The organism is Edaphosphingomonas laterariae (assembly GCF_900188165.1).
Classification (GTDB): Bacteria; Pseudomonadota; Alphaproteobacteria; order Sphingomonadales; family Sphingomonadaceae; genus Sphingomonas_E; species Sphingomonas_E laterariae.
Genome location: NZ_FZOS01000001.1, coordinates 347,718 through 367,781 on the forward strand (window position 1 = coordinate 347,718; position 20,064 = coordinate 367,781).

A 20,064-nucleotide genomic window follows, 5' to 3' on the forward strand; every position below is an offset into this window, starting at 1 on the left:
TATGCGCCGAACGCGGGCGCGAAAGGGGCCAAAGCCCCTCGCCCCTTACATACTCAATGTCAGCTTTTGCCGTCGCCGCGCCCCTTGGCAGCCACGCCTACGTCCTCCTCGCCAGTTTTCAGATCAGCCTCGCTGAACGAACGCGCCTTCGCCTTGTCGAGGAGATGCCCAGCCAGCTTCGCCATTTTCCCACCATGGGGATCCGCAGCAAGGGGCGTGATCATGCGCGTCGCCCGGTCAAACTCCTTGCGCCGCAAGAAGGCAACGGCGGCGTTCATCCGCAAACTGTCGACCTGCGGGGCAAGTGCCTGCGCGTGTAGCAGCACGTTGAGTGTGTTATCGTCCAACGGCTTGTCGCCAAAACATTCGACATAGCCCCATAAGGCCGGAACATAATTCTGGTCCACGCGGAATGTGCGGGCGAACCATTTACGGGCAGCGGCATAATGCGGTGCACGAGCCTCTCCCTCCAGTCGCCGCGCCTTGGTCAGATCCGCATAGCCGCGCAGAAACAACGTCCGCGCGTCCTTAGCCCCATCCGCGATCAGCTTGTCGAGCATCGCCGTCCCCGCCGCATGGTCGCCAAAGTCGATCTCCGCCTCTGCCAGCGCAGTGATCGCCATGGGGTCGCCGGCATGGCGCTTGGCGCCATCGCGGATGCGCGCCAGCACGGCCGGGCCGCGCTTTTCATCAACACCAAGGCTCAGCCCTGCGGCCGTAAGCAGGATATCGTCCGCCGCCGGCGATAAAGGCGTCATCGCCACTTCGATGGGCGCTTGCTTACTTTGCCGGGCAAAACGCAGAAATCCGATCCTGCCATCCGCATAAGCCTTCAACGCGCGATGGAACATTCGATAATCCATGCCCATTTCGCGCGTGAGAACCTCGACGCCCGTCTCCCCCTTCGCCCTTGCAGCCAGATAGCCGCGCAACGCCTTTCCGCGCATCTCTTTGCTGAAAGCCCAGTGCACCATCAGCCAGCTCTGCGAATAAAACATGCTGGTGCCCACGCCGTCGAGCTTCCCCGGATCACCTTCAAGGATATATTCGGTGGGCACCCACGCCGAATTGCTTAACCACAACGCACGGTCACGATTGAAATTACCGACCTCCGTAAACTCATCGGTAATGTTCGCCGTCATCATGAACTCGGCGAACCCCTCAACATACCACCCGGGATAGGCACCGGGGTAATATTGCATCATGAAATGATGAGCATATTCGTGCTGCAGCACCTCCAGGCCGTCGATGCCTCCCATGTTGCGTCGTATGGCAAAGGCTGCGATGGCACCGGCCGTGGCGGAATAGAAGCCCCCAACATTCTGCGAAACCGGGCGAACAGCGCGCAACTCGGAATTATTTCCAACGAGATAGATATCCAGCTTGTTGGGTGAAGGTGGCGCCGTGGTGTTCGTCATCATGCGCAGAAGCTGGTCATACTCCTCCAGCAGCAGCGCATACTCCTTCAATTGCTCCGGCTTACCCTCGCTGTATATCCGAAAGTTCGGCGTTTCAGCTTTAACCCAAGCCGCCTGCGCCAGTTCTGCATTTCCGATCAGCATCGCAAATGCAGCCACAATAATTTTACTCTTCCTCATCGTTCAATACTCCCCCGAAACCACATTGAACCGGGGATCATCTCGATATCAAGACAATTATCCCCTCCCCGCCCCTCCCTTGCCCCCGCACCACGGCGCTGCCATGAGACGCGCAACATCATTTCCCGGGAAATCTGCCCCATGCGTTTCACTTTCGCCGCCTCCCTCCTCGCGCTTGCCACGGCCAGCGTGGCGCCCGCCGCCCAACCGGCCGCGCCCGCCATCGATGTCGCAACGCTGAAGGACATCACGAAGACGCTGTCGGACGACAGTTTCCAGGGCCGCGCCCCGGCTACCCCGGCCGAGGACAAAACCGTCGCCTTCATCGCCAATCGCTTCGCCAAGGCAGGGCTGAAGCCCGGCAACAACGGCCAATGGTATCAGGATGTGCCACTGGTCGAACTGACGCCCACGCCCGGCTTCCCGATCCGCATCACCGGCGGCAAGGGGCCGATCGATCTGGCCTACAAGGCCGATCAGATCAGCTGGTCTTATCAGGTGCAGCCCAGGATCGCGGTGGAAAACAGCGACATCGTGTTCGTGGGCTATGGCATCAACGCCCCCGAACGCGGCTGGAACGACTATGCGGGGCTCGATGTGAAGGGCAAGACCGTCCTCATCCTCGTCAACGATCCCGACTGGAAGACGCAGACGCTGGACGGCCCCTTCGGCGGCCGGGCGATGACCTATTATGGCCGCTGGGACTATAAATATGCCGAAGCAGCGCGGCAGGGCGCGGCCGCGGCGATCATCATCCACGATACCGAACCGGCGGCCTATGGCTTCAACGTCGTCGTCTCGTCCAACGTCGGCAGCCAGCTGGGCTTTGACGAGCCGGGCAACCATATGGACCAGTCGAAGGCGGTGGGCTGGGTCACCAACGATGGCGCGCGCCGCATCTTTGCGTCCGCCGGTCAGGATTTCGACAAGCTGATCGCCGCCGCCGGGCAAAAGGGCTTCAAGGCCGTGCCCTTCACCGGGCTCAAGGCCAGCCTGGCCTTCGATCAGGGCATCCGCCGCCAGAAATCGAAGAATGTCGTCGGGGTCATTCCGGGCAAATCGCGGCCGAACGAATATGTGCTCTATTCGGGCCATTGGGACCATCTGGGCATTTGCGAGCCCGTCGCCGGCGACAATATCTGCAACGGCGCGGTCGACAACGCATCGGGCATCGCCGCACTCACCGCGCTGGCCGAAGCCTATCGCACCGCCGGCCAGCCCGAACGCTCGGTCATCTTCCTTGCCGTCACGGCGGAGGAATCGGGCCTGCTCGGTTCGGAATATTATGCCGCCAACCCGATCTATCCGCTGGCCGATACGGTGGGCGGCGTGAACATCGATTCGCTCAACGTCATCGGCAAGGCGAAGGATGTGGTCGTCGTCGGCCCCGGCAAGTCGGAACTGGAAGATTATCTGAAGCGCGCCGCCAGCGCAGAAGGCCGCGTGCTGGTGCCCGAACCGACGCCCGAAAAGGGCTTCTACTACCGGTCCGATCATTTCAGCTTCGCGCGGCTTGGCGTGCCGATGATCTATTTCGAAAGCGGCGACGATCTGGTCGAAGGCGGCACGGCGCGCGGCGCCGCGCTGTCGGAGGATTATATCGCCAACCGCTATCACGGCCCGAAGGACGAATATGATCCCAATTGGGATTGGTCGGGCGCGGTTTCCGATCTGAAGCTGTTCTACGCGATCGGGCGGGAGCTTGCGGATTCGGATAAATGGCCCAACTGGTATCCGGACGCGGAATTCCGCGCGATCCGCGATAAGTCGCGCGCAGGAAAGTGAGCAGCATGACCTACCGTCAGCCCGCCGAATGGGCCCCCCATGATCGCGTCTGGATCGGCTTTCCCAGCCATGGCGAATTGTGGGAGGACGATCTCGTCCCCGCGCAGGAGGAAGTCGTCGCCTTCGCGCAGGCCGTCGATGCCGATGGCGCCGGCGAACGCGTCGTCCTCGTCGCCGCCAACAAGCAGGCCGCCAAGGATGCGCTCGCCATGGCGGGCAGCAATGTCGATGTCGTCACCGCGCCCTTCGGCGATATCTGGCTGCGCGATACCGGACCGATCATCGTTCACGATGCGGCCGGCCAGGGCGTGCCCACCGCGATGGATTTCGGCTTCAACGGCTGGGGCGGCAAATATGATCTGCCCCATGACGATACGATCGGCCGCGCGCTGGCCGAAGCCGCGCGCTTCCCGGTCAAGACCTGCGACTGGATTTTCGAAGGCGGCGCGATCGACGTCGACGGCACCGGGCTTGTCGTCACCACCGAACAATGCCTGCTGAACCCGAACCGCAACCCCTATCTGTCGCGCGGCGATATCGAGGCGCGGCTGAAGGCTGATCTCGGGCTCGATCGCGTGCTGTGGCTCGGCAACGGCCTGCTCAACGATCATACCGACGGCCATGTCGACAATCTCGCCCGCTTCGTGGGCGAAGGCCGCATCGCCATCCCGGAACCGGCCACGAACGACCCCAACGAAGCCATCTATCGCGATACCGCCGCCCGCGCCCGCGCCTTCGGGCTGGAAGTGGTCGGCGTGCCTTCGCCCGGCCTCGTGGAACGCGACGGTGAAATCGTCCCCGCTTCCTACATGAACTTCTATGTCGGCAATGCCGCCGTGGTCGTGCCCGTTTATGGCTCGGTCAATGACGACGCTGCGGTCGCCGCGTTCGGCGCGCTGTTCCCCGGCCGCAAGGCGATCGGCATCCGCGCCGATCACATCCTCACCGGCGGCGGCAGCCTGCACTGCATCAGCCAGCAAATCCCCACCGCCTGAGCCATAAGCGCATCGAAACCACGTCTCGAAGGACAGTCCAAGCGATTGCCCTTCGAGACAAGCCTTCGTCTTTGTGAAGCCCCTTATCAGGACCGCTAAGGGGCGCGGCGCGGGCAAGGCGCAAAGGCCCTATGGGTGGCGCCTATCCGCCATTTCCGCCCAAAACCGAACGGGCCGGAAACGCCGACTTAGCTGTCGTATTCGGCGAGCTCATCAGCCCAGCATTCGTGTGCAAGATTGGACCGCATCCATCGATCAAATGCGGTCGCATCAACGGCATCAACGAAGATTACACTTGCCCCGTTTTCTGCCGCTGCGACATTTAGGGCCTGATGGAACGCCCAAATTGCGAGTTGTCGCCAATGGTCGCCCACGCTGTGCGCGGCCTCATTAGCGCGGTAGATTTTGTTTAGCGCGTCAGGATCTCGCGACAGATCCATTTTCGTCGGCCATAGTGCTTTCGTGCTCTCAAAGAGGCTGGATTTATCGACGGGCATATCCGCATCCGTAAGAGTGTCCGCCAATCGCTTCTGCACGGTAGAAGGGTAGATCGCAACGTCCGCTCCCCCGACTAAGGCGCCGTTGAGCTCCCGTGCGTCGCTTCCCGAAACCACCTCCTCGTCGGCTAATATCCCGTAGCCTCGAAACGCAAAACGCCGGCGGCCATCGTCACCCCATCCCTGTCGCTCGGATGGTGAGCGCCGTCTAACACGGGCACCTCAACGAAGTCGAACGGGCTGATCCCTTCAAGGCACGCGACATTCACCCCATATTGCGCCGGGTTCGAGCGCCGCTGATGGTGCGTATAGATACCGCAATGGCGGCAGAAATGGTGGCGCGCGGCCATCGTGTTGAACTGATAGGTGGCGATAGCATCTTCGCCCGCCAATATGGTGATCCCGGCAATATCCGCCGACACCGCGATCGCGCCCCGCATCCGGCAGAGCGAGCAGGTGCACCGCCGCGCCGTGCGCAAGCCGTCTGTCAGGACAACGTGAAACTGCACGCGCCCGCAATGACATGCGCCCTTCGCTTCGCCGATATCCATGTCCAAAGCGATGCCCTCCCACCCTTTTCTCGGCATCCACGCCGAACCGCGTCAAGCATACCAACACCACCCCCCTGAACCGCCTCATTATGGGACAACCCTCAATTGGGCACTTGCGATGCTGCGGCCGTGCATGATCCAACCCGCCGGTGCACGACGGGAAGGCGATGATGCGGAAATTGATGGCGACGCTGGTGCTGGCGACAGGCATGTGGGCGGGTCAGGCGCAGGCCGCCTTCATATCGGTGACGTTTGAAGCATGGGGTAGCGGCTCCGAAATGTATTTCGATCCGTTCGGGACGTCGCTCCCCACCGGCAAATCCGGCAACGCCTATGCCTCGTTCGGCGTCACCGTCGATGCCGAACAGCTGTTCTCCGGCGGCATGGAATCCTTCTGGACCGGCTTTTCCCATAACGGTATCAGCGCGGGCTATTCGCTGGACGCCCCGAAATCCTCCGCTTCGGCCAGCGCCGGCGCCCTTTTCGCCGATGGATCGTTCGGCGATGCCTTCCCCCTGCTCGACAGAGCCGTGCCCTTGGCCGGTGGCCTCTCGATCAGCTATGGCTATGCTGGCGGCCAATATGGCAACTTCAACGGCACGGTTACGCGCGTCACCACGCGCCTGCTCGATAATGCCACGCCGTCGGCCGGATTTTCGATCACCGTCGTTCCGGAACCCACCAGCTGGGCGATGATGATCGCGGGTTTCGCCTTCATCGGCGGTTCGGTCAGGCGGGCACGCCACACCGGCCATCACGTGCAGCGAACCGCACTGCATGCCTGATTTTCCGCACCCATCCGGGCATTTCCGCAAAGCGCGGGCGTAAGCGGCGATCACAGCCGCTCCATCGCTCAGCGATACGCTCAAAAGATCAGGAAGCCAGAATCCGCAATGCGCCCCAGAATGGCGCGATGCGCGTTTGGGAGGCCGCAATATAGGAACGGGTTTGGCCCGCCCCCTTGCACTTCAGTCGATGAAGTCAGGGTCGATCAACAATCGGTCGGCTTCGACCGTTACGGCCACGGCGATCGGCACCATCAGGCGCTTGCCGTCGGCTTTTTCGATCTCGATGATATCGCCCGCGCCGAAATTCTCGACCGCGACGGCCGTGCCGATCGCGGCGCCATCGACGATGCAGGGAAGGCCGATCAGATCGACATGATAATATTCACCGTCATCCAGCGCCGGCAACGCCGATCGCGGGACGGTCAGCGGGGTGCCGCGCAGCGCTTCGGCCGCGTCACGCGTCTCGATCTCCGCGAAACGGGCCACCGCGCCGTTGGAACCGGGCCGCACGCTTTTCAGGGTCAGCGCGCGGCCGGCGGCGTCCAGCGTGGAATAGGGTTTCAGATCGTCGGTAAAGAGCTTGAGGCGCACCTCGCCCTTCACCCCATGCGCACCGATCACCGCGGCGAGCGTTACGGGACGATCCATTCCTACCCCTTCACTTCAGACAGATGAGGCGCGGATCGGGTCCGCGCCTCACACAGATCAGGCTTCGGTCGCCTCGGCAGCTTCCTCGGCCGGAGCTTCGGCGGCGGGCGCCTCCTCGGCCGGGGCGTTGGCGGCTTCCTCGGCGGCGGCGAGCTTGGCCGCACGCTCCTCGGCGCGCTCCTTGGCCTTTTCGCCCGGCTCGGCCTTCTTCGGGTTGTTGCGGGCCGCACGCTCCTTCACGCCGGCGGCGTCGAAGAAACGGGCAACGCGGTCGGTCGGCTGCGCGCCAACCGAAAGCCAGTGCTTCGCACGCTCGACGTTGAGCGTCACGCGGGCGGGATCTTCCTTCGAAAGGAGCGGGTTGTAGGTGCCGATCTTTTCGATGAAGGCGCCGTCACGCGGAGCGCGCGAGTTGGCGACGACGATGCGGTAATAAGGACGCTTCTTGGCGCCGCCACGGGCGAGACGAATGGAAACGGACATGATGACTTCCTTCTACTGATCTTGTTGAAAACGCTTATTTCTTACCAAATTTGTCGAAACCCGGCGGCAGGCCGCCGCCACCGAGGCCGGGAAGGCCCCCGCCCCCGCCAAGCCCGGGCAGACCGCCCGGCGGCAGCTGCGGCATCCCGCCACCGCCCCCCATCAGGCCGCCAAGGCCGCCGCCCTTGCCAAGCAGCGCACCCAGGCCCTTCAGACCGCCCATCTTGCGGATCTTCTTCATGGCCGTGGACATTTCCTGATGCATCTTCAGCAGCTTGTTCACCTCCTGAACGGTGGTGCCGCTGCCCTTGGCGATGCGGATCTTGCGCTTGGCGTTGATGATCTCCGGCTTGGTGCGCTCCTTGGGCGTCATCGAACCGATCATCGCATCCATGCGGACGAGGATCTTGTCGTTGACGGCGCCCGACGCCATCGCCTGCTTCACCTGCTTCACGCCCGGCAGCATGCCGGCCAGCGCGCCAAGGCCGCCCATGCGGCTCATCTGGTTCAGTTGCGCGCGCAGATCGTTAAGGTCGAACTGGCCCTTGGCCATCTTGGCCGCGAGCGCTTCCGCTTCCTCGACCTTGATCGTCTCCGCCGCCTTTTCGACAAGGCTGACAACGTCGCCCATGCCGAGGATGCGGCCGGCCACGCGCGACGGGTTGAACGGCTCCAGCCCGTCGAGCTTTTCGCCGGTGCCCGCGAACTTGATCGGCTTGCCGGTGACGGCGCGCATCGACAGCGCCGCACCGCCACGGGCATCGCCGTCCATGCGAGTCAGGACGACGCCGGTCAGCGGCACCTGCTCCGAGAAGCTCTTGGCGACGTTCACCGCGTCCTGGCCGGTCAGTGAATCGACGACGAGCAGGATTTCATGCGGGGTCGAGACGTCGGCAACCGCCTTCATCTCTTCCATCAGCGCCTGATCGACGTGCAGGCGACCGGCGGTGTCGAGCATGACGACATCGAAGCCCTGCAGCTTCGCCGCCTGCAACGCGCGCTTTGCGATTTCCACCGGCTGCTGGCCGGCCACGATCGGCAGCGTCGCGATCGTCGCCTGCGTGCCGAGCGTCGCCAGCTGTTCCTGCGCGGCCGGGCGATAGACGTCGAGCGACGCCATCAGCACCTTCTTGCGGCCCTTTTCGGTCAGGCGCTTGGCGATCTTCGCCGTGGTCGTGGTCTTGCCCGAACCCTGCAGGCCGACCATCATCACCACCGCCGGCGGCGCCACATCGACATTCAGGTCCGCCGTTTCGGACCCGAGCATCTCGACCAGCGTGTCATTGACGATCTTGACGACCTGCTGGCCGGGCGTGACCGATTTCAGCACCTGCTGGCCGACAGCCTGCTCGGTCGCCTTGTCGACGAATTCGCGCACCACCGGCAGGGCGACGTCCGCCTCCAGCAGCGCGATACGAACCTCGCGCATCGCGGCGCGGACATCGGCCTCGTTCAGCGCGCCACGGCCGCGCAGGCGTTCAAAAACGCCGCCAAGCCGCTCGCTCAGACTTTCGAACATCGCCTCACTCCGGCCGACTAAACCCTTGCCCGCAGCCCCAAACGCAAATACGCCGGCGGGCGAAACCTCGCCGGCCAGCGTGCACCCTTGGGCGCTTCAGCGTCACGTTCAGTGCGGAACGAACCCGCGCCGCCTACTCCATCCCGCCGCCCAAGGCAAGGGACAGCAGATTTCCTCTCGGCTTAACACATTCTGCACCGCTTATGGCGCAGGGATGGGAACGGTTCCGAATTGGGAGTGCCGTTCTTGGCCTGGCGCATCTGGCAAAGCGAAAAGCGAAAGACGACTTCGGTGGCGAGCGCGCGGCGCGATATCGTCACCGGCGGCATCATGGTGGCCGCCACCCTGCTCCTGATCGGCACGGGCGGCACGGTGGTCAGCAACTTCGTCGCCGCGATGACCGGGGGGCACCAGGCCGCCGATCAGGTGCTGACGACCGCCGTCATCCTCAACGTCGCGCTGCTGCTGTTCGGCTGGCGCCGCTATCGCGATCTCCAGCATGAGGTGGAAGAACGCGCCGTTGCCGAGGAACGCGCCCAGTCGCTCGCCGCCAGCGATCCGCTCACCGGGCTGCTCAACCGCCGCTCGCTCGCCGAACTCGGCGCCGAACTCGTCGACACCGCGACCGCCAAGGGACGCGGCGTTGCCGTCCTGATGATCGATCTCGATCATTTCAAGACGGTCAACGATCTGCACGGCCACGGCATTGGCGATCGCCTGCTCAAGGCCTGCGCCACCGTGATCCGCGACATGCTGCCCCAGGGCGCCCTCGCCGCCCGGCTCGGTGGCGATGAATTCGCCTGCGCGCTCACGCTGGATCGGCAGAGCGCTGGCCAGATCGACGCACTGGCCGATGCGCTGGTCAATCGCCTCGCCATCCCCTTCGATCTCGATGGCGCCCGCGCGCATGTATCCGCATCGGTCGGCATTGCCCGCTCGGATCAGGATTGCACGACGGTCGAAGCGCTGATGCGCCGCGCCGACATCGCCATGTATGCCGCCAAGAAAGGCGGCCGGAACCGGATGGCCTGGTTCGACACGTCGATGGAGCGCGAACTCCAGCTGCGCAACGCCATCGAAGCGGGTCTGCGCGACGGCATTCCGCGCGGCGAATTCGTGCCTTATTACGAACAGCAGATCGACCTCGAAACCGGCCAGTTGCAGGGATTCGAGGTGCTGGCCCGCTGGAACCACCCGATCCAGGGCATTATTGGCCCGGACATCTTCATTCCCGTCGCGGAAGAAGCCGGCCTGATCGGCGATCTTTCGACGGCCGTCATGCGTCAGGCGTTCGAGGAAGCCAAAAGCTGGGACGCGGGCCTCACGCTTTCGGTCAATATCTCGCCCAGCCAGCTGAAGGATCCCTGGCTCGCGCAGAAGATCGTCAAGCTGCTCGTCGAAACGGGCTTCCCCGCCAGCCGGCTCGAAATCGAGATCACCGAAACGTCGCTGTTCGAAAATCTCGGCCTTGCCCAATCGATCATCGGCAGCCTGAAAAATCAGGGCATACGCCTAGCGCTCGACGATTTCGGCACCGGCTATTCATCGCTCGCGCATCTGCGCGCGCTGCCATTCGATCGCATCAAGATCGACAAGAGCTTCGTTCTGTCGATGAGCGAGAACCCGGAAAGCGCGGCCATCGTCAACGCCATCACCCGACTCGGCGAAAGCCTAAATCTGCCGATCACGGCCGAAGGCATCGAAGATCCGGGCATCATCGAACAGTTGAAGGCGATCGGCTGTCACAAGGGCCAGGGCTGGCATTATGGCAAGCCGATGACGGTCAATCAGGTCCGCCGCCTGCTCGCCGAACATGGCATGTTGCTGCCCGGCCGCGCGCCGGCCGAACCCGATCCGGACGAACGCCGCCACATTTTCGGTTACTGAAGGCCGGCCGGCCGCCGCACCGGCCAGCGCCGGACTGCTCCGCCCCGCACAGCGCGTTCAGCCCGCCATGGCCACCCATCCGCGCACCTGCCGGCGTTCGGCAATGCGCCAGCCGGCGGGCGTGCGCACCAGCCGATCCTCATACCAAAGGCCGTTGAGCAGGGTCTGCTCCGCCCCCTCGGCACTGGCCGACGTCATCGGCACGATCGCGGCCGATCGCGCCTGCGCCTCGTTCCCGTCCAGATCAATGATGATCGTGGAAACCATGTGCTGCGACGCGACCAATCCATCGAGGATCGGTGCCAGAAACGCCTCCAGCTCCGCAGGGTTACCCTCCGGCCCGCCGAATGCAGTGAAATCGATCCGTGCATTCTCGGTGAACACCGCCCGAAAGGCCGGCCAGTCCTTGCGGTCGAGCGCGTGGCAGTAACGGGCCAGCAGCTCGTTGATCGCCAGCCGGTCACCGATTTCCTGCAGGTTCACGCGTCGCCCGCCTAGATTTCGACCTGGCTGCCCAGTTCCACCACGCGGTTGGTCGGCAGCTTGAAGAACTCCATCGCGCTTTCGGCGTTGCGCAGCATCCAGGCGAACAGCTTCTCGCGCCAGATCGCCATGCCGGGGCGCGACGACGGCAACAGCGTCTGCCGCGCCAGGAAGAAGCTGGTGTCCATCATCTTGAACTTGGGCCCGCAGTCCGAAATGCCGGCCAGCCCCGCCGGAACGTCCGGCTCCTCCATGAAGCCATAGCGCAGGATCACGCGGTAGAAGCCCTGATCCAGATCCTCCAGCATCACGCGGTTGCCGTCGCCGACGAAGGGCACGTCCTCGATCTTCACCGTCAACAGGATCACGCGGTCATGCAGCACCTTGTTATGCTTCAGATTGTGAAGCAGTGCGTGCGGCACGCCTTCGGGGGTGGAGGTCATGAACACCGCCGTGCCGGGCACGCGGGTGGCCGAGCTGACGGCCGATTTCACGAACACCTGCACGGGCATCGCCGCCTCGCGCATCCGCTCGATCATCAGGAAACGGCCGCGCGCCCAGGTCGTCAGCATGGTGAAGGCGATAAAGCCCACCAGCAGCGGGAACCAGCCGCCATCGGGCACCTTGGTCAGGTTCGCGGCGAAATAGGCGATGTCGACCAGCAGGAACACGGCAACAAGGAAGCCCGCCCACAGCTTGTTCCAGCGCCACAGGCTGAACAGCACCACCGCCAGCAGGAAGGTATCGACGAGCATCGCCCCGGTCACCGCGATGCCATAGGCCGCCGCCAGGTTGGACGAGGTCTGGAAGCTCAGCACCAGCAGGATCACCATCACCATCAGCGCCCAGTTGATCGCGGGGATGTAGATCTGCCCGGCCGTGCTGGCGCTGGTGTGGGTGATGCGCAAGCGCGGGATGAAGCCCAGCTGGATCGCCTGCTGCGTGACCGAAAAGGCGCCGGTGATCACCGCCTGGCTGGCGATCACCGTCGCCGCCATCGCGATCAGCACCAGCGGCAGGCGGAATTCTTCGGGCGCGAGCAGGAAGAACGGGTTCTTGATCGCCTCGGCCGCCGTCGCGGCGTCAAGGCTCAGGATCATCGCCCCCTGCCCCAGATAATTGAGCATCAGCGCCGGCAGCACGAACGCCATCCACGAAACCCGGATCGGGTTGCGCCCGAAATGGCCCATATCGGCATACAGCGCCTCGGCGCCGGTCACCGCGAGCACGACGCTGCCCAGCGCCAGAAAGGCGGTGAAGCCGTCGGTCATGAAGAACTGCACGGCATACCAGGGGTTCAGCGCGCGCAGGATCGTGGGGTCGGCGGCGATGTGCATCAGCCCCAGCACCGCCAGCGCGATGAAGTAAACCGCCATGATCGGCCCGAAAAACAGGCCGACGCGGGCCGTGCCATGCGCCTGGATCATAAACAGCGCGATTAGGATGCCCACCGAAATCGGCAGCACCAGCGGCTCGAATCCGCTTTCGACGACGGTCAGGCCCTCCACCGCCGACATCACCGACATGGCGGGCGTGATCATGCAATCGCCAAAGAACAAGGCCGTGGCGAACACGCCGAGCAGCACGATGCCCTTGGTCCAGCGCTTGTTCTGCGCCGTGCGGTTGATCAGCGCCAGCAGCGCCAGGCTGCCGCCTTCACCCTTATTATCGGCGCGCATAATGATGGAGACATATTTGATCGTCACCACCAGCATCATCGACCAGAAGATCAGGCTCAGCACGCCCAGGATGTGCAGTTCGTCGGGCGTCAGCGGATGATGGCCGGCAAAGGTTTCGCGGAACGCGTAAAGCGGGCTCGTGCCGATATCGCCGAACACGACGCCGACGGCGCCGAGCGAAAGCTTCAGCAGCCCCGATCCTTCGGGCGCATGGCCGTGAACGGCATGATGCTGGACGGCTTCGCTGCTGCTCATTGAAGGACGGACCCTGTTCTGTCCATGGAACCGATTTCCGCCCCGTGGCCCCAGCGGCGGGCAATAACCGGCGCCCCTAGCACGCCCCCAATCCCCCCGCAACGCCTGCGGGCATGTCAGCCGAGCATCGCATCCGCTTCGCTCCTCGTGAGAATCGATCTTAGCACGAAGCTGCTGTTGATCGTACTCACGCCCGGCAATTTGCCCAGATACTCCCGGTGGATGCGTTCATAATCGTCGAGGTCGCGGCAGATGATCTTCAGCCGGTAATCATTTGCGCCCGATACCAGGCTGCATTCCACCACCCCGACGATATTGGCCACCGCCCGCTCGAACTGGGCAAGATCCTCCTCCACCTGGGTGCTGAGCGTGATGTCGACCAGCGCCGTCACGCGGAAGCCCATGCGCCGCGGGCCGAAGCGCACGCCATAGCCTGCGATCCGCCCGGATGCCTCCAGCGCCTGAATGCGCCGCGTGCAGGCCGATTGGGACAGGCCGACGCGCTCGGCAATGCGGCTTACGGGGGTGCGGGCATCAGCGGCGAGCATCTTCATGATGCCGCGATCGACTCGATCGGCCTTGCCATCGACACTGCCTTGCATCAATCCGCCGATGTCGGGGTTCTTCATGACGGATCCATGCGTCAGACAGGGTGTTATGGCCCCATCTTTGCACGGATTTGCCGCTCATATCGAGTTATATTCCCCGTCCATCGCAAAGGATGATGGAGAGGCGATCATGCGTGTCGGCATTCCCAAGGAAATCAAGAATCACGAATATCGTGTCGGGCTGACGCCGCCGTCGGTGGCCGAACTTGCGGCCGCCGGGCATGAGGTGATCGTCGAAACCAAAGCCGGCAGCGGCATCGATTTCAGCGATCAGGATTATGTGGACGCCGGCGCCCGCATCGTCGCCACCCCGGCGGAGGTGTTCGCCCAGTCCGACATGATCGTGAAGGTCAAGGAACCGCAGCCGAGCGAAATCGAGTTGCTGGAGCCGCGCCACCTCCTCTTCACCTACCTCCATCTGGCCGCCGACAAGCCTCAGGCCTTCGGCCTCATGCGTTCGGGCGCCACCTGCATCGCTTATGAAACCGTCACTTCGCGCAACGGCACGCTGCCGCTGCTGAAGCCGATGTCCGAAGTCGCCGGCCGCATGTCGGTTCAGGTCGGCGCCCATTATCTCGAAAAGGAACAGGGCGGCCGCGGCGTTCTGCTTGGCGGCGTTCCCGGCGTCGCCCCCGCCCGCGTCGCGATCCTCGGCGGCGGCGTCGCCGGCGTCAACGCGGCGCAAATGGCCGTCGGCATGCGTGCCGACGTCACCATCTACGACATCAACAATGATCGCCTGGCCGAACTCGACATGTTCTTCTCGAGCCAGATCAAGACGGCCTATGCCTCCAAGGCGGCGATCGCGGCGGCGGTGAAGAACGCGCACCTCGTCATCGGCGCGGTGCTGGTGCCCGGCGCCGCCGCGCCCAAGCTCGTCACCCGCGACATGCTGAAGACGATGAAGCGCGGCTCCGTGCTGGTCGATATCGCCATCGATCAGGGTGGCTGCTTCGAAACCAGCCATGCCACCACGCATGACGATCCGGTGTTCGAAGTCGACGGCATCATCCATTATTGCGTCGCCAACATGCCCGGCGCGGTTGCCCGCACCTCAGCCTTCGCGCTCAACAATGCCACCCTGCCCTTCGCGCTCAAGCTCGCCAATCTCGGCGCCGAAGCCGCGATGGCCGCCGATCCGTACCTCGCCAACGGCCTCAACGTCTCGGGCGGCAAGATCCGCCACGCCGCCGTGGCCGAAGCGCTCGATCTCCCGCTGAACTGACGCCCTTACGTCAGCCAGCTCCCCCCGGGCCGCCATCCGCCTCCGACGACACCGGGGGCGGGTGGCGGCCATTTCTTTATCGGCGTCATCTTATGGACGTCATCCCAGCGAAGGCTGGGATCTTAGAATGTTGGGTGATCCGTTGCCCCACGAGATCCCAGCCTTCGCCGGGATACCGCATTCAGGCAGGTTCAGCGCGCGCCCATGCCCATCTGGGCGCGCATCATGTCCAGTTGCGCCAGCCGCTGTTCGACGTCGGCACGCCATGGCGCGTCGGCCGGGCTGCGATCGAGTAGCCCCCGCCACACGGCTTCTGCCTGATCGAGCTGGCCGGCCTGCGCGAAGGCAAGGCCAAGGAAGAAAGGCGGACCCGGATGATCGGGCTGGATCTGGCCCGCCCGGTCGAAGGCGAGCTTCGCCGCCGGCGACATCTGGCCATCGGCATAGACGACCAGCGCATTGCCCAGCCCGACCCACAGATCGGCGCTGCGCGGATTTTTGTTCAGCCCTGCCTTCAGCGTGGCAATGGCATAGGCGTCGAGGCCCTGATCGTGCAGGTTCTGCGCGGCTTCCAGCACCATGGCATCGCCGCCGACCTCGGGGAACATCTTGGCGCGTTCATCCGCCGTCGCGGTGTCGGGCTGCCTGGCCGCCACCTTGGGCGGCGTCGGGCTGCCCGCCCGCGTGGGGCTGCCCTGCCAGGCATAGCCCGCCAAGCCAAGGAACAGCGCCGCGCCGAGCAATTCCATGGAGCCGCGCGGCATGCGCCCGAACTTCCACAACGCCGCCGCCGCGGCGAGCGCCATCACCGCGATGATCGCCCAGCCCATCAGCGCTTCCTCTTCTTGAACCGGCCCCGCGCCAGCCACGCGCCGATCGCGATCAGCACAGCCGGCAACGCCCATAGCGGCCAGGTCAGCCGATCGAGCGGCGGATCATAGGTCACCCAATTGCCATAGCGTTCGATCAACCAGTGACGCACCTGATCGGGCGTTTCGCCGGCGGCGATCCTGCTGCGGACAAGCGCACGCATGTCACCCGCCATCTCGGCATCCGAATCGGCGATCGATTGGCCCTGGCAGACCAGACAGCGCAGCGTCTTCATCAGCGCAGTCGCCTGCGCTTCCTGCTTCGCGTCCGGCAGCTGGCTATAGGCCAGTTCCGCCGGGGGCATCACCGAATCCGCCAGCGCCGGACTCGCGGCGAATAACGACAATATGATCGCCGCCCGCTTCATCGCGCGCCCTTCACCGCCGCCAGGATCGCCGGCACGTCCTCGGGCCGGATTTCGCCGATATGCTGGTGGCGGATGATGCCCTTGCCATCGACGACGAAGGTTTCGGGCACGCCGGCCGAGCCCATGGCGATCTGCACGCTGCTTTGGGTGTCGCTGCCGATGCGCTGATAGGGATTGCCCCAGCGTTGCAGGAAGCCCGCCACATCCTCTGGCCTGTCGCGAATGGCGATGGCGTCGATCTTCACGCCCGCCTCGGCCAGTTGCGTCAGCTGCGGTGCTTCGGCCGCGCAGGGCACGCACCAGCTGGCGAACACGTTGAGCAGGCGCGGCTCGCCTTGCGCAAAATCGGCGCTGCTAAGGCCCGTTATCCCCGGCGCACCGGGCGGCAGCGCGAATTGCGGCAAGGGCTTGCCCACCATCTTCGACGGGATGATCTTGCTCTCCGGCTTGATCAGCCCCGTGGCAAAGGTCGCGACGAAGATCAGGAACAGGATCAGCGGCGCCCAAAGCACCAGCCGCACGGTGCGCAGCTTCATATATAATAGCCCTCCGCCCGCTGGCTGCGCCGTTCGCGCAGCACCCGGCCGATCAGCGACAGCAACCCGCCGAGCGCGATCAGCCCGCCGCCGAGCCAGATCAGGGTCACCCACGGCTTCCACCACAGGCGCAGCTGCCAGCGCCCCTGATCGTCGGCATTGCCGAGCACGACGTAAAGCTGCCCGTCGAGCACCGAGGTGATCGACGCCTCGTTGGTTTCCGTCGGCGGCGCATAGAACATCCGCGCCTGCGTGATCAGCGTCTTCGGGGCGGAAGTGCCGCGCGTCGCGGTCAACGTCGCCTCGATCGCGGTCCAGTTCGGCCCGGCCACGGGATCGACCCGATCGAAACGCACCGACCATGGGCCGACGTCATGCGTTTCGCCTGGCCGCGCCGCCACCAGCGTCTCCTTGGTGAACGCCGTTTCGGATGCCATGCCCACAAGCGTAACCGCCACGCCGAGATGCGCGATCACCATGCCCCAGATGTGAAGCGGGGTCCGCCGCAGGTTGCGTTTCCACAAGGGCGCGATGCTCGCCACCGCGACACCCGCCGCCAATATCAGGCCCAAAAGCGGGAAGATCCCGATCGGCGGGCCGAAGATCGACAGTGCCAGCAGCGCCAGCGCGGTCAGCAGAGCGGCAGGCGCCAGCCGCATCACCAGCGGCTTCCAGTCGTCGCGGCGCCAGCGCAGCAACGGGCCGGCCGCCATCACGACGACAAGCAGCAGCGCGATCGGCCCGGCCGCCGAATTGAAATAAGGCGGGCCGACCGACAATTTCTCGCCGGTCATCGCTTCGGCCATCAGCGGATAGAGCGTGCCGACCAGCACGACCCCCAGGATCGCCGAAAGCATCAGGTTATTCACCACCAGCGCGCCCTCGCGGCTTACCGCCTCGAACTGCGAGCCTTCCTTCACCGTGCCGACGCGCAGGCCGAACAGCGTCAGCGCGCCGCCGATATACAGGACCAGCAGGCCAAGGATGAACGCACCGCGCTGCGGATCGACGGCGAAGGCGTGGACCGAGGTGAGGATACCCGAACGAACGAGGAAGGTGCCCACCATGCTCATCGAGAAAGCGACCACCGCCAGCATCACCGTCCAGGCGCGCAGCCCGTCACGCGTTGCCAGCACCGTCACCGAATGGAGCAGCGCGGTCGCCGCGAGCCAGGGCATCAGCGACGCATTTTCCACCGGATCCCAGAACCACCAGCCGCCCCAGCCGAGTTCGTAATAGGCCCAATAGCTGCCTGCCGTGATGCCCAGCGTCAGCATGATCCACGCCGCCAGCACCCATGGCCGCATCGCGCGAGCGAAGGCCGGCCCCACATCGCGTGTCACCAGCGCCCCGACGGCGAAGGAGAAGGCCACCGATAGCCCGACATAGCCGAGGTAAAGCGTCGGCGGGTGGAAGGCGAGGCCCGGATCCTGCAACAGCGGGTTCAGGCCATTGCCTTCCGCCGGCACCGGAAACACCCGCTCGAACGGGTTCGATGCGAACAGCAGGAAGGCGTAGAAGCCAAGGCCGATAAAGGCCTGCGCGGCGAGCGTGGCGATAAGCGTGCGTTCGTTCAGCTTGCGCTCGAACAGGGCGACCGCCGCCCCGGCCACGCCCAGGATCGTCACCCACATCAGCATCGAGCCTTCGTGGTTCCCCCACGCGCCCGCGAACCGATAGAGCAGCGGCTTGGCCGAATGGTTGTTGGCCACCACCAGTTTGACGCTGAGATCGACCTGCACGAAGACGATGATCAGGCAGGTGAAAGCGATCGCGGTCAGCACGCCCTGCACCACGGCCACCGGCCGCACCGCCGCCATCAGGCCGCCACGCGCGGGCGTCAGCCCAAGCACCGCCATCAGCAACTGAAACCCCGCCAGCGCCGCCGCGAGCCACAGCGCGGCGAGCCCCGTTTCTGCGATCATGGTCGCGCCTCGCCCGCCCCGCCCGTTACGGGCTTGTCCTTTTCGGATTTCATCGCGCTTTCCATCTGCGGCGGCATGTAGCGTTCGTCATGCTTGGCCAGAATATTGTCCGCCACGAACACGCCGTCGGTGCCCAGCTTGCCCTCGGCCACGGCACCCGATCCTTCCTTGAAAAGATCGGGCGTGATGCCCCGGAAGGTCACCGGCGCCGTCGCGCCTTCGTCGGTCAGGACGAAACGGATGGTCACGCCATCGGGATCGCGCTGGATCGATCCGGGCACCACCATCCCCGCCAGCCGCAGCGGCTTGCCGGTCGGCACCGTCCCGGCGGCCACTTCGGTCGGCGTGCGGAACAGGGCCGCCGTATCCTTCAGCGCGGACATCGCAAGGAACGCCGCGCCGATGATCGCGGCCACCGCCACAAGCGCCAGAACGAGCCGCTGATGCTTCGCCTTCATGGCTTCTTCCTGATCGCATCGGCCGCGGCTTCCGCGCGACGCATCGCGGCGAAACTCGCCAGCGTCAGCCCGATCAGCCCGGCGATGGTGATGGCATAAGCGGCAATGATGAACGGCCAGTGGTTCACGCGTCGGCCATCCTCTTCAGCCGGGCCTCGATCCGCGCCTCGGCCAGCAACGCGCGCATCCGCATCAGCACGATCGCGCCGAACAGCAGCGAAAAGCCGATCAGCGCGATCGGCAGCGGCCACAGGATCGAACCGTCGATCGTGTTCTTGGTCAACGATATGCTCGCCGTCTGGTGCAGCGTGTTCCACCAGTCGACCGAATATTTGATGATCGGAATGTTGATCGCCCCCACCAGGCCGAAGATCGCCGCCACGCGGCTGCTACCGCCCTTGTCCGAACTCGCATCGGCCAGTGCGATATAGGCGATGTAAAGGAACAGCAGCACCAGCATCGATGTCAGCCGCCCGTCCCACACCCACCAGGTGCCCCAGGTCGGCCGCCCCCAGATCGATCCCGTCACCAGGCAGATCGCGGTGAACAGCGCGCCGGGAAAGGCCACCGCCCGCGCGGCCACCGCCGCCAGCGGATGCCGCCACACCAATTGCATGAGGCTGGCGATGGCGATGCCGGTCCAGCCGCCCATGCCCAGCCAGGCGGCCGGCACATGGACATACATGATCCGCACGCTTTCGCCCTGCAGCCGTTCGGGCGGGGTGAGGAACAAGCCGGATGCCAGCGCCACCGCAACCAGCAGCACGCCCCCCCAGGCCAGCCAGGGAGTCAGCGGTCGGGCGATTCCAAGAAATCGGTTGGGATTGGCGAAGATATGCATGTTTCGATCGAGCTATTAGAACAGGTCGTCGCGCGGGGGAAGCGGTCCTAAGCGTGACAAATCATG

General features: G+C 64.5%; 21 protein-coding genes. 5 read left to right on the forward strand and 16 right to left on the reverse strand.

Annotated elements, in window-relative coordinates; all coding sequences use genetic code 11:
• Nucleotides 1–59: 59 nt before the first annotated feature.
• Nucleotides 60–1,598, reverse strand: a complete 1,539-nt coding sequence (locus CHB74_RS01530; protein WP_144033684.1) for a hypothetical protein — start codon at nt 1,596–1,598, stop codon at nt 60–62.
• Between the two features lie 141 nt (nt 1,599–1,739).
• Here CHB74_RS01530 and CHB74_RS01535 point away from each other — a divergent pair, with 141 nt between their 5' ends.
• Nucleotides 1,740–3,383 (forward strand): M28 family metallopeptidase, encoded by a 1,644-nt coding sequence (locus CHB74_RS01535; protein ID WP_089217823.1) that lies wholly within the window; start codon nt 1,740–1,742, stop codon nt 3,381–3,383.
• A gap of 5 nt (nt 3,384–3,388) precedes the next feature.
• Nucleotides 3,389–4,378: an agmatine deiminase family protein gene (locus tag CHB74_RS01540; protein WP_089217824.1), complete on the forward strand. Its 990-nt coding sequence runs from the start codon at nt 3,389–3,391 to the stop codon at nt 4,376–4,378.
• A 188-nt stretch (nt 4,379–4,566) separates the two neighbouring features.
• Here CHB74_RS01540 and CHB74_RS01545 read toward each other — a convergent pair whose 3' ends face one another.
• Both CHB74_RS01545 and CHB74_RS01550 read right to left on the reverse strand, forming a co-directional pair.
• Complete coding sequence (locus CHB74_RS01545; protein ID WP_144033685.1) at nt 4,567–4,875, reverse strand: hypothetical protein; 309 nt, start codon at nt 4,873–4,875, stop codon at nt 4,567–4,569.
• A gap of 128 nt (nt 4,876–5,003) precedes the next feature.
• A complete protein-coding gene (locus tag CHB74_RS01550) occupies nt 5,004–5,462 on the reverse strand; it encodes a GFA family protein (RefSeq protein ID WP_342746557.1) in 459 nt (152 codons plus the stop codon).
• A 113-nt stretch (nt 5,463–5,575) separates the two neighbouring features.
• Between CHB74_RS01550 and CHB74_RS01555 the strand changes: the two genes are divergently transcribed.
• Nucleotides 5,576–6,211 (forward strand): PEPxxWA-CTERM sorting domain-containing protein, encoded by a 636-nt coding sequence (locus tag CHB74_RS01555; protein WP_218821359.1) that lies wholly within the window; start codon nt 5,576–5,578, stop codon nt 6,209–6,211.
• Between the two features lie 183 nt (nt 6,212–6,394).
• Here CHB74_RS01555 and rimM read toward each other — a convergent pair whose 3' ends face one another.
• The 3 genes from rimM to ffh are packed head-to-tail and all read right to left on the reverse strand — an operon-like array spanning nt 6,395 to nt 8,864.
• Nucleotides 6,395–6,862, reverse strand: a complete 468-nt coding sequence (gene rimM / locus CHB74_RS01560) for a ribosome maturation factor RimM (protein ID WP_089217827.1) — start codon at nt 6,860–6,862, stop codon at nt 6,395–6,397.
• 57 nt (nt 6,863–6,919) lie between these two features.
• Entirely contained in the window at nt 6,920–7,345 is a 426-nt protein-coding gene (rpsP, locus tag CHB74_RS01565) for a 30S ribosomal protein S16 (RefSeq protein ID WP_089217828.1), read from the reverse strand.
• Nucleotides 7,346–7,379: 34 nt separating this feature from the next.
• Nucleotides 7,380–8,864: a signal recognition particle protein gene (gene ffh / locus CHB74_RS01570; RefSeq protein ID WP_089217829.1), complete on the reverse strand. Its 1,485-nt coding sequence runs from the start codon at nt 8,862–8,864 to the stop codon at nt 7,380–7,382.
• Nucleotides 8,865–9,110: 246 nt separating this feature from the next.
• Between ffh and CHB74_RS01575 the strand changes: the two genes are divergently transcribed.
• Complete coding sequence (locus tag CHB74_RS01575) at nt 9,111–10,751, forward strand: putative bifunctional diguanylate cyclase/phosphodiesterase (protein WP_179220665.1); 1,641 nt, start codon at nt 9,111–9,113, stop codon at nt 10,749–10,751.
• Nucleotides 10,752–10,808: 57 nt separating this feature from the next.
• Here the strand turns inward: CHB74_RS01575 and CHB74_RS01580 are convergent, their stop codons facing one another.
• From CHB74_RS01580 to CHB74_RS01590, 3 genes are all read right to left on the reverse strand, one after another.
• Nucleotides 10,809–11,234 (reverse strand): nuclear transport factor 2 family protein, encoded by a 426-nt coding sequence (locus CHB74_RS01580; RefSeq protein WP_089217830.1) that lies wholly within the window; start codon nt 11,232–11,234, stop codon nt 10,809–10,811.
• Nucleotides 11,235–11,245: 11 nt separating this feature from the next.
• Nucleotides 11,246–13,168, reverse strand: a complete 1,923-nt coding sequence (locus CHB74_RS01585) for a potassium transporter Kup (protein ID WP_089217831.1) — start codon at nt 13,166–13,168, stop codon at nt 11,246–11,248.
• Between the two features lie 116 nt (nt 13,169–13,284).
• On the reverse strand, nt 13,285–13,797 hold the full coding sequence (locus tag CHB74_RS01590) for an Lrp/AsnC family transcriptional regulator (RefSeq protein ID WP_089217832.1): 513 nt from the start codon (nt 13,795–13,797) through the stop codon (nt 13,285–13,287).
• Between the two features lie 109 nt (nt 13,798–13,906).
• Between CHB74_RS01590 and ald the strand changes: the two genes are divergently transcribed.
• Nucleotides 13,907–15,001, forward strand: a complete 1,095-nt coding sequence (gene ald / locus CHB74_RS01595) for an alanine dehydrogenase (RefSeq protein ID WP_089217833.1) — start codon at nt 13,907–13,909, stop codon at nt 14,999–15,001.
• A 191-nt stretch (nt 15,002–15,192) separates the two neighbouring features.
• Here ald and CHB74_RS01600 read toward each other — a convergent pair whose 3' ends face one another.
• The 7 genes from CHB74_RS01600 to ccmC are packed head-to-tail and all read right to left on the reverse strand — an operon-like array spanning nt 15,193 to nt 19,998.
• Complete coding sequence (locus CHB74_RS01600) at nt 15,193–15,831, reverse strand: tetratricopeptide repeat protein (protein WP_089217834.1); 639 nt, start codon at nt 15,829–15,831, stop codon at nt 15,193–15,195.
• Complete coding sequence (locus tag CHB74_RS01605; protein WP_089217835.1) at nt 15,831–16,238, reverse strand: cytochrome c-type biogenesis protein; 408 nt, start codon at nt 16,236–16,238, stop codon at nt 15,831–15,833. The genes CHB74_RS01600 and CHB74_RS01605 overlap by 1 nt, the downstream gene beginning before the upstream one ends.
• A complete protein-coding gene (locus CHB74_RS01610; protein WP_089217836.1) occupies nt 16,235–16,774 on the reverse strand; it encodes a DsbE family thiol:disulfide interchange protein in 540 nt (179 codons plus the stop codon). The genes CHB74_RS01605 and CHB74_RS01610 overlap by 4 nt, the downstream gene beginning before the upstream one ends.
• Nucleotides 16,771–18,699, reverse strand: a complete 1,929-nt coding sequence (locus CHB74_RS01615; protein WP_089217837.1) for a heme lyase CcmF/NrfE family subunit — start codon at nt 18,697–18,699, stop codon at nt 16,771–16,773. The genes CHB74_RS01610 and CHB74_RS01615 overlap by 4 nt, the downstream gene beginning before the upstream one ends.
• Complete coding sequence (gene ccmE, locus CHB74_RS01620; protein ID WP_089217838.1) at nt 18,696–19,157, reverse strand: cytochrome c maturation protein CcmE; 462 nt, start codon at nt 19,155–19,157, stop codon at nt 18,696–18,698. Before ccmE ends, CHB74_RS01615 begins: the two co-directional genes overlap by 4 nt.
• Nucleotides 19,154–19,285 (reverse strand): heme exporter protein CcmD, encoded by a 132-nt coding sequence (gene ccmD / locus CHB74_RS21500; protein WP_144033686.1) that lies wholly within the window; start codon nt 19,283–19,285, stop codon nt 19,154–19,156. The genes ccmE and ccmD overlap by 4 nt, the downstream gene beginning before the upstream one ends.
• On the reverse strand, nt 19,282–19,998 hold the full coding sequence (gene ccmC / locus CHB74_RS01625) for a heme ABC transporter permease CcmC (protein WP_089217839.1): 717 nt from the start codon (nt 19,996–19,998) through the stop codon (nt 19,282–19,284). Before ccmC ends, ccmD begins: the two co-directional genes overlap by 4 nt.
• Between the last annotated feature and the right edge of the window lie 66 nt (nt 19,999–20,064).

What these genes read in the sequence shown, in the direction of transcription:
- CHB74_RS01530 (WP_144033684.1), bottom strand. Translation starts at nt 1,598, where the DNA reads ATGAGGAAGAGTAAAATTATTGTGGCTGCATTTGCGATGCTGATCGGA.
- CHB74_RS01535 (WP_089217823.1), top strand. Translation starts at nt 1,740, where the DNA reads ATGCGTTTCACTTTCGCCGCCTCCCTCCTCGCGCTTGCCACGGCCAGC.
- CHB74_RS01540 (WP_089217824.1), top strand. Translation starts at nt 3,389, where the DNA reads ATGACCTACCGTCAGCCCGCCGAATGGGCCCCCCATGATCGCGTCTGG.
- CHB74_RS01545 (WP_144033685.1), bottom strand. Translation starts at nt 4,875, where the DNA reads ATGCCCGTCGATAAATCCAGCCTCTTTGAGAGCACGAAAGCACTATGG.
- CHB74_RS01550 (WP_342746557.1), bottom strand. Translation starts at nt 5,462, where the DNA reads ATGCCGAGAAAAGGGTGGGAGGGCATCGCTTTGGACATGGATATCGGC.
- rimM (WP_089217827.1), bottom strand. Translation starts at nt 6,862, where the DNA reads ATGGATCGTCCCGTAACGCTCGCCGCGGTGATCGGTGCGCATGGGGTG.
- rpsP (WP_089217828.1), bottom strand. Translation starts at nt 7,345, where the DNA reads ATGTCCGTTTCCATTCGTCTCGCCCGTGGCGGCGCCAAGAAGCGTCCT.
- ffh (WP_089217829.1), bottom strand. Translation starts at nt 8,864, where the DNA reads ATGTTCGAAAGTCTGAGCGAGCGGCTTGGCGGCGTTTTTGAACGCCTG.
- CHB74_RS01585 (WP_089217831.1), bottom strand. Translation starts at nt 13,168, where the DNA reads ATGAGCAGCAGCGAAGCCGTCCAGCATCATGCCGTTCACGGCCATGCG.
- CHB74_RS01590 (WP_089217832.1), bottom strand. Translation starts at nt 13,797, where the DNA reads ATGAAGAACCCCGACATCGGCGGATTGATGCAAGGCAGTGTCGATGGC.
- ald (WP_089217833.1), top strand. Translation starts at nt 13,907, where the DNA reads ATGCGTGTCGGCATTCCCAAGGAAATCAAGAATCACGAATATCGTGTC.
- CHB74_RS01600 (WP_089217834.1), bottom strand. Translation starts at nt 15,831, where the DNA reads ATGGGCTGGGCGATCATCGCGGTGATGGCGCTCGCCGCGGCGGCGGCG.
- CHB74_RS01605 (WP_089217835.1), bottom strand. Translation starts at nt 16,238, where the DNA reads ATGAAGCGGGCGGCGATCATATTGTCGTTATTCGCCGCGAGTCCGGCG.
- CHB74_RS01610 (WP_089217836.1), bottom strand. Translation starts at nt 16,774, where the DNA reads ATGAAGCTGCGCACCGTGCGGCTGGTGCTTTGGGCGCCGCTGATCCTG.
- CHB74_RS01615 (WP_089217837.1), bottom strand. Translation starts at nt 18,699, where the DNA reads ATGATCGCAGAAACGGGGCTCGCCGCGCTGTGGCTCGCGGCGGCGCTG.
- ccmE (WP_089217838.1), bottom strand. Translation starts at nt 19,157, where the DNA reads ATGAAGGCGAAGCATCAGCGGCTCGTTCTGGCGCTTGTGGCGGTGGCC.
- ccmC (WP_089217839.1), bottom strand. Translation starts at nt 19,998, where the DNA reads ATGCATATCTTCGCCAATCCCAACCGATTTCTTGGAATCGCCCGACCG.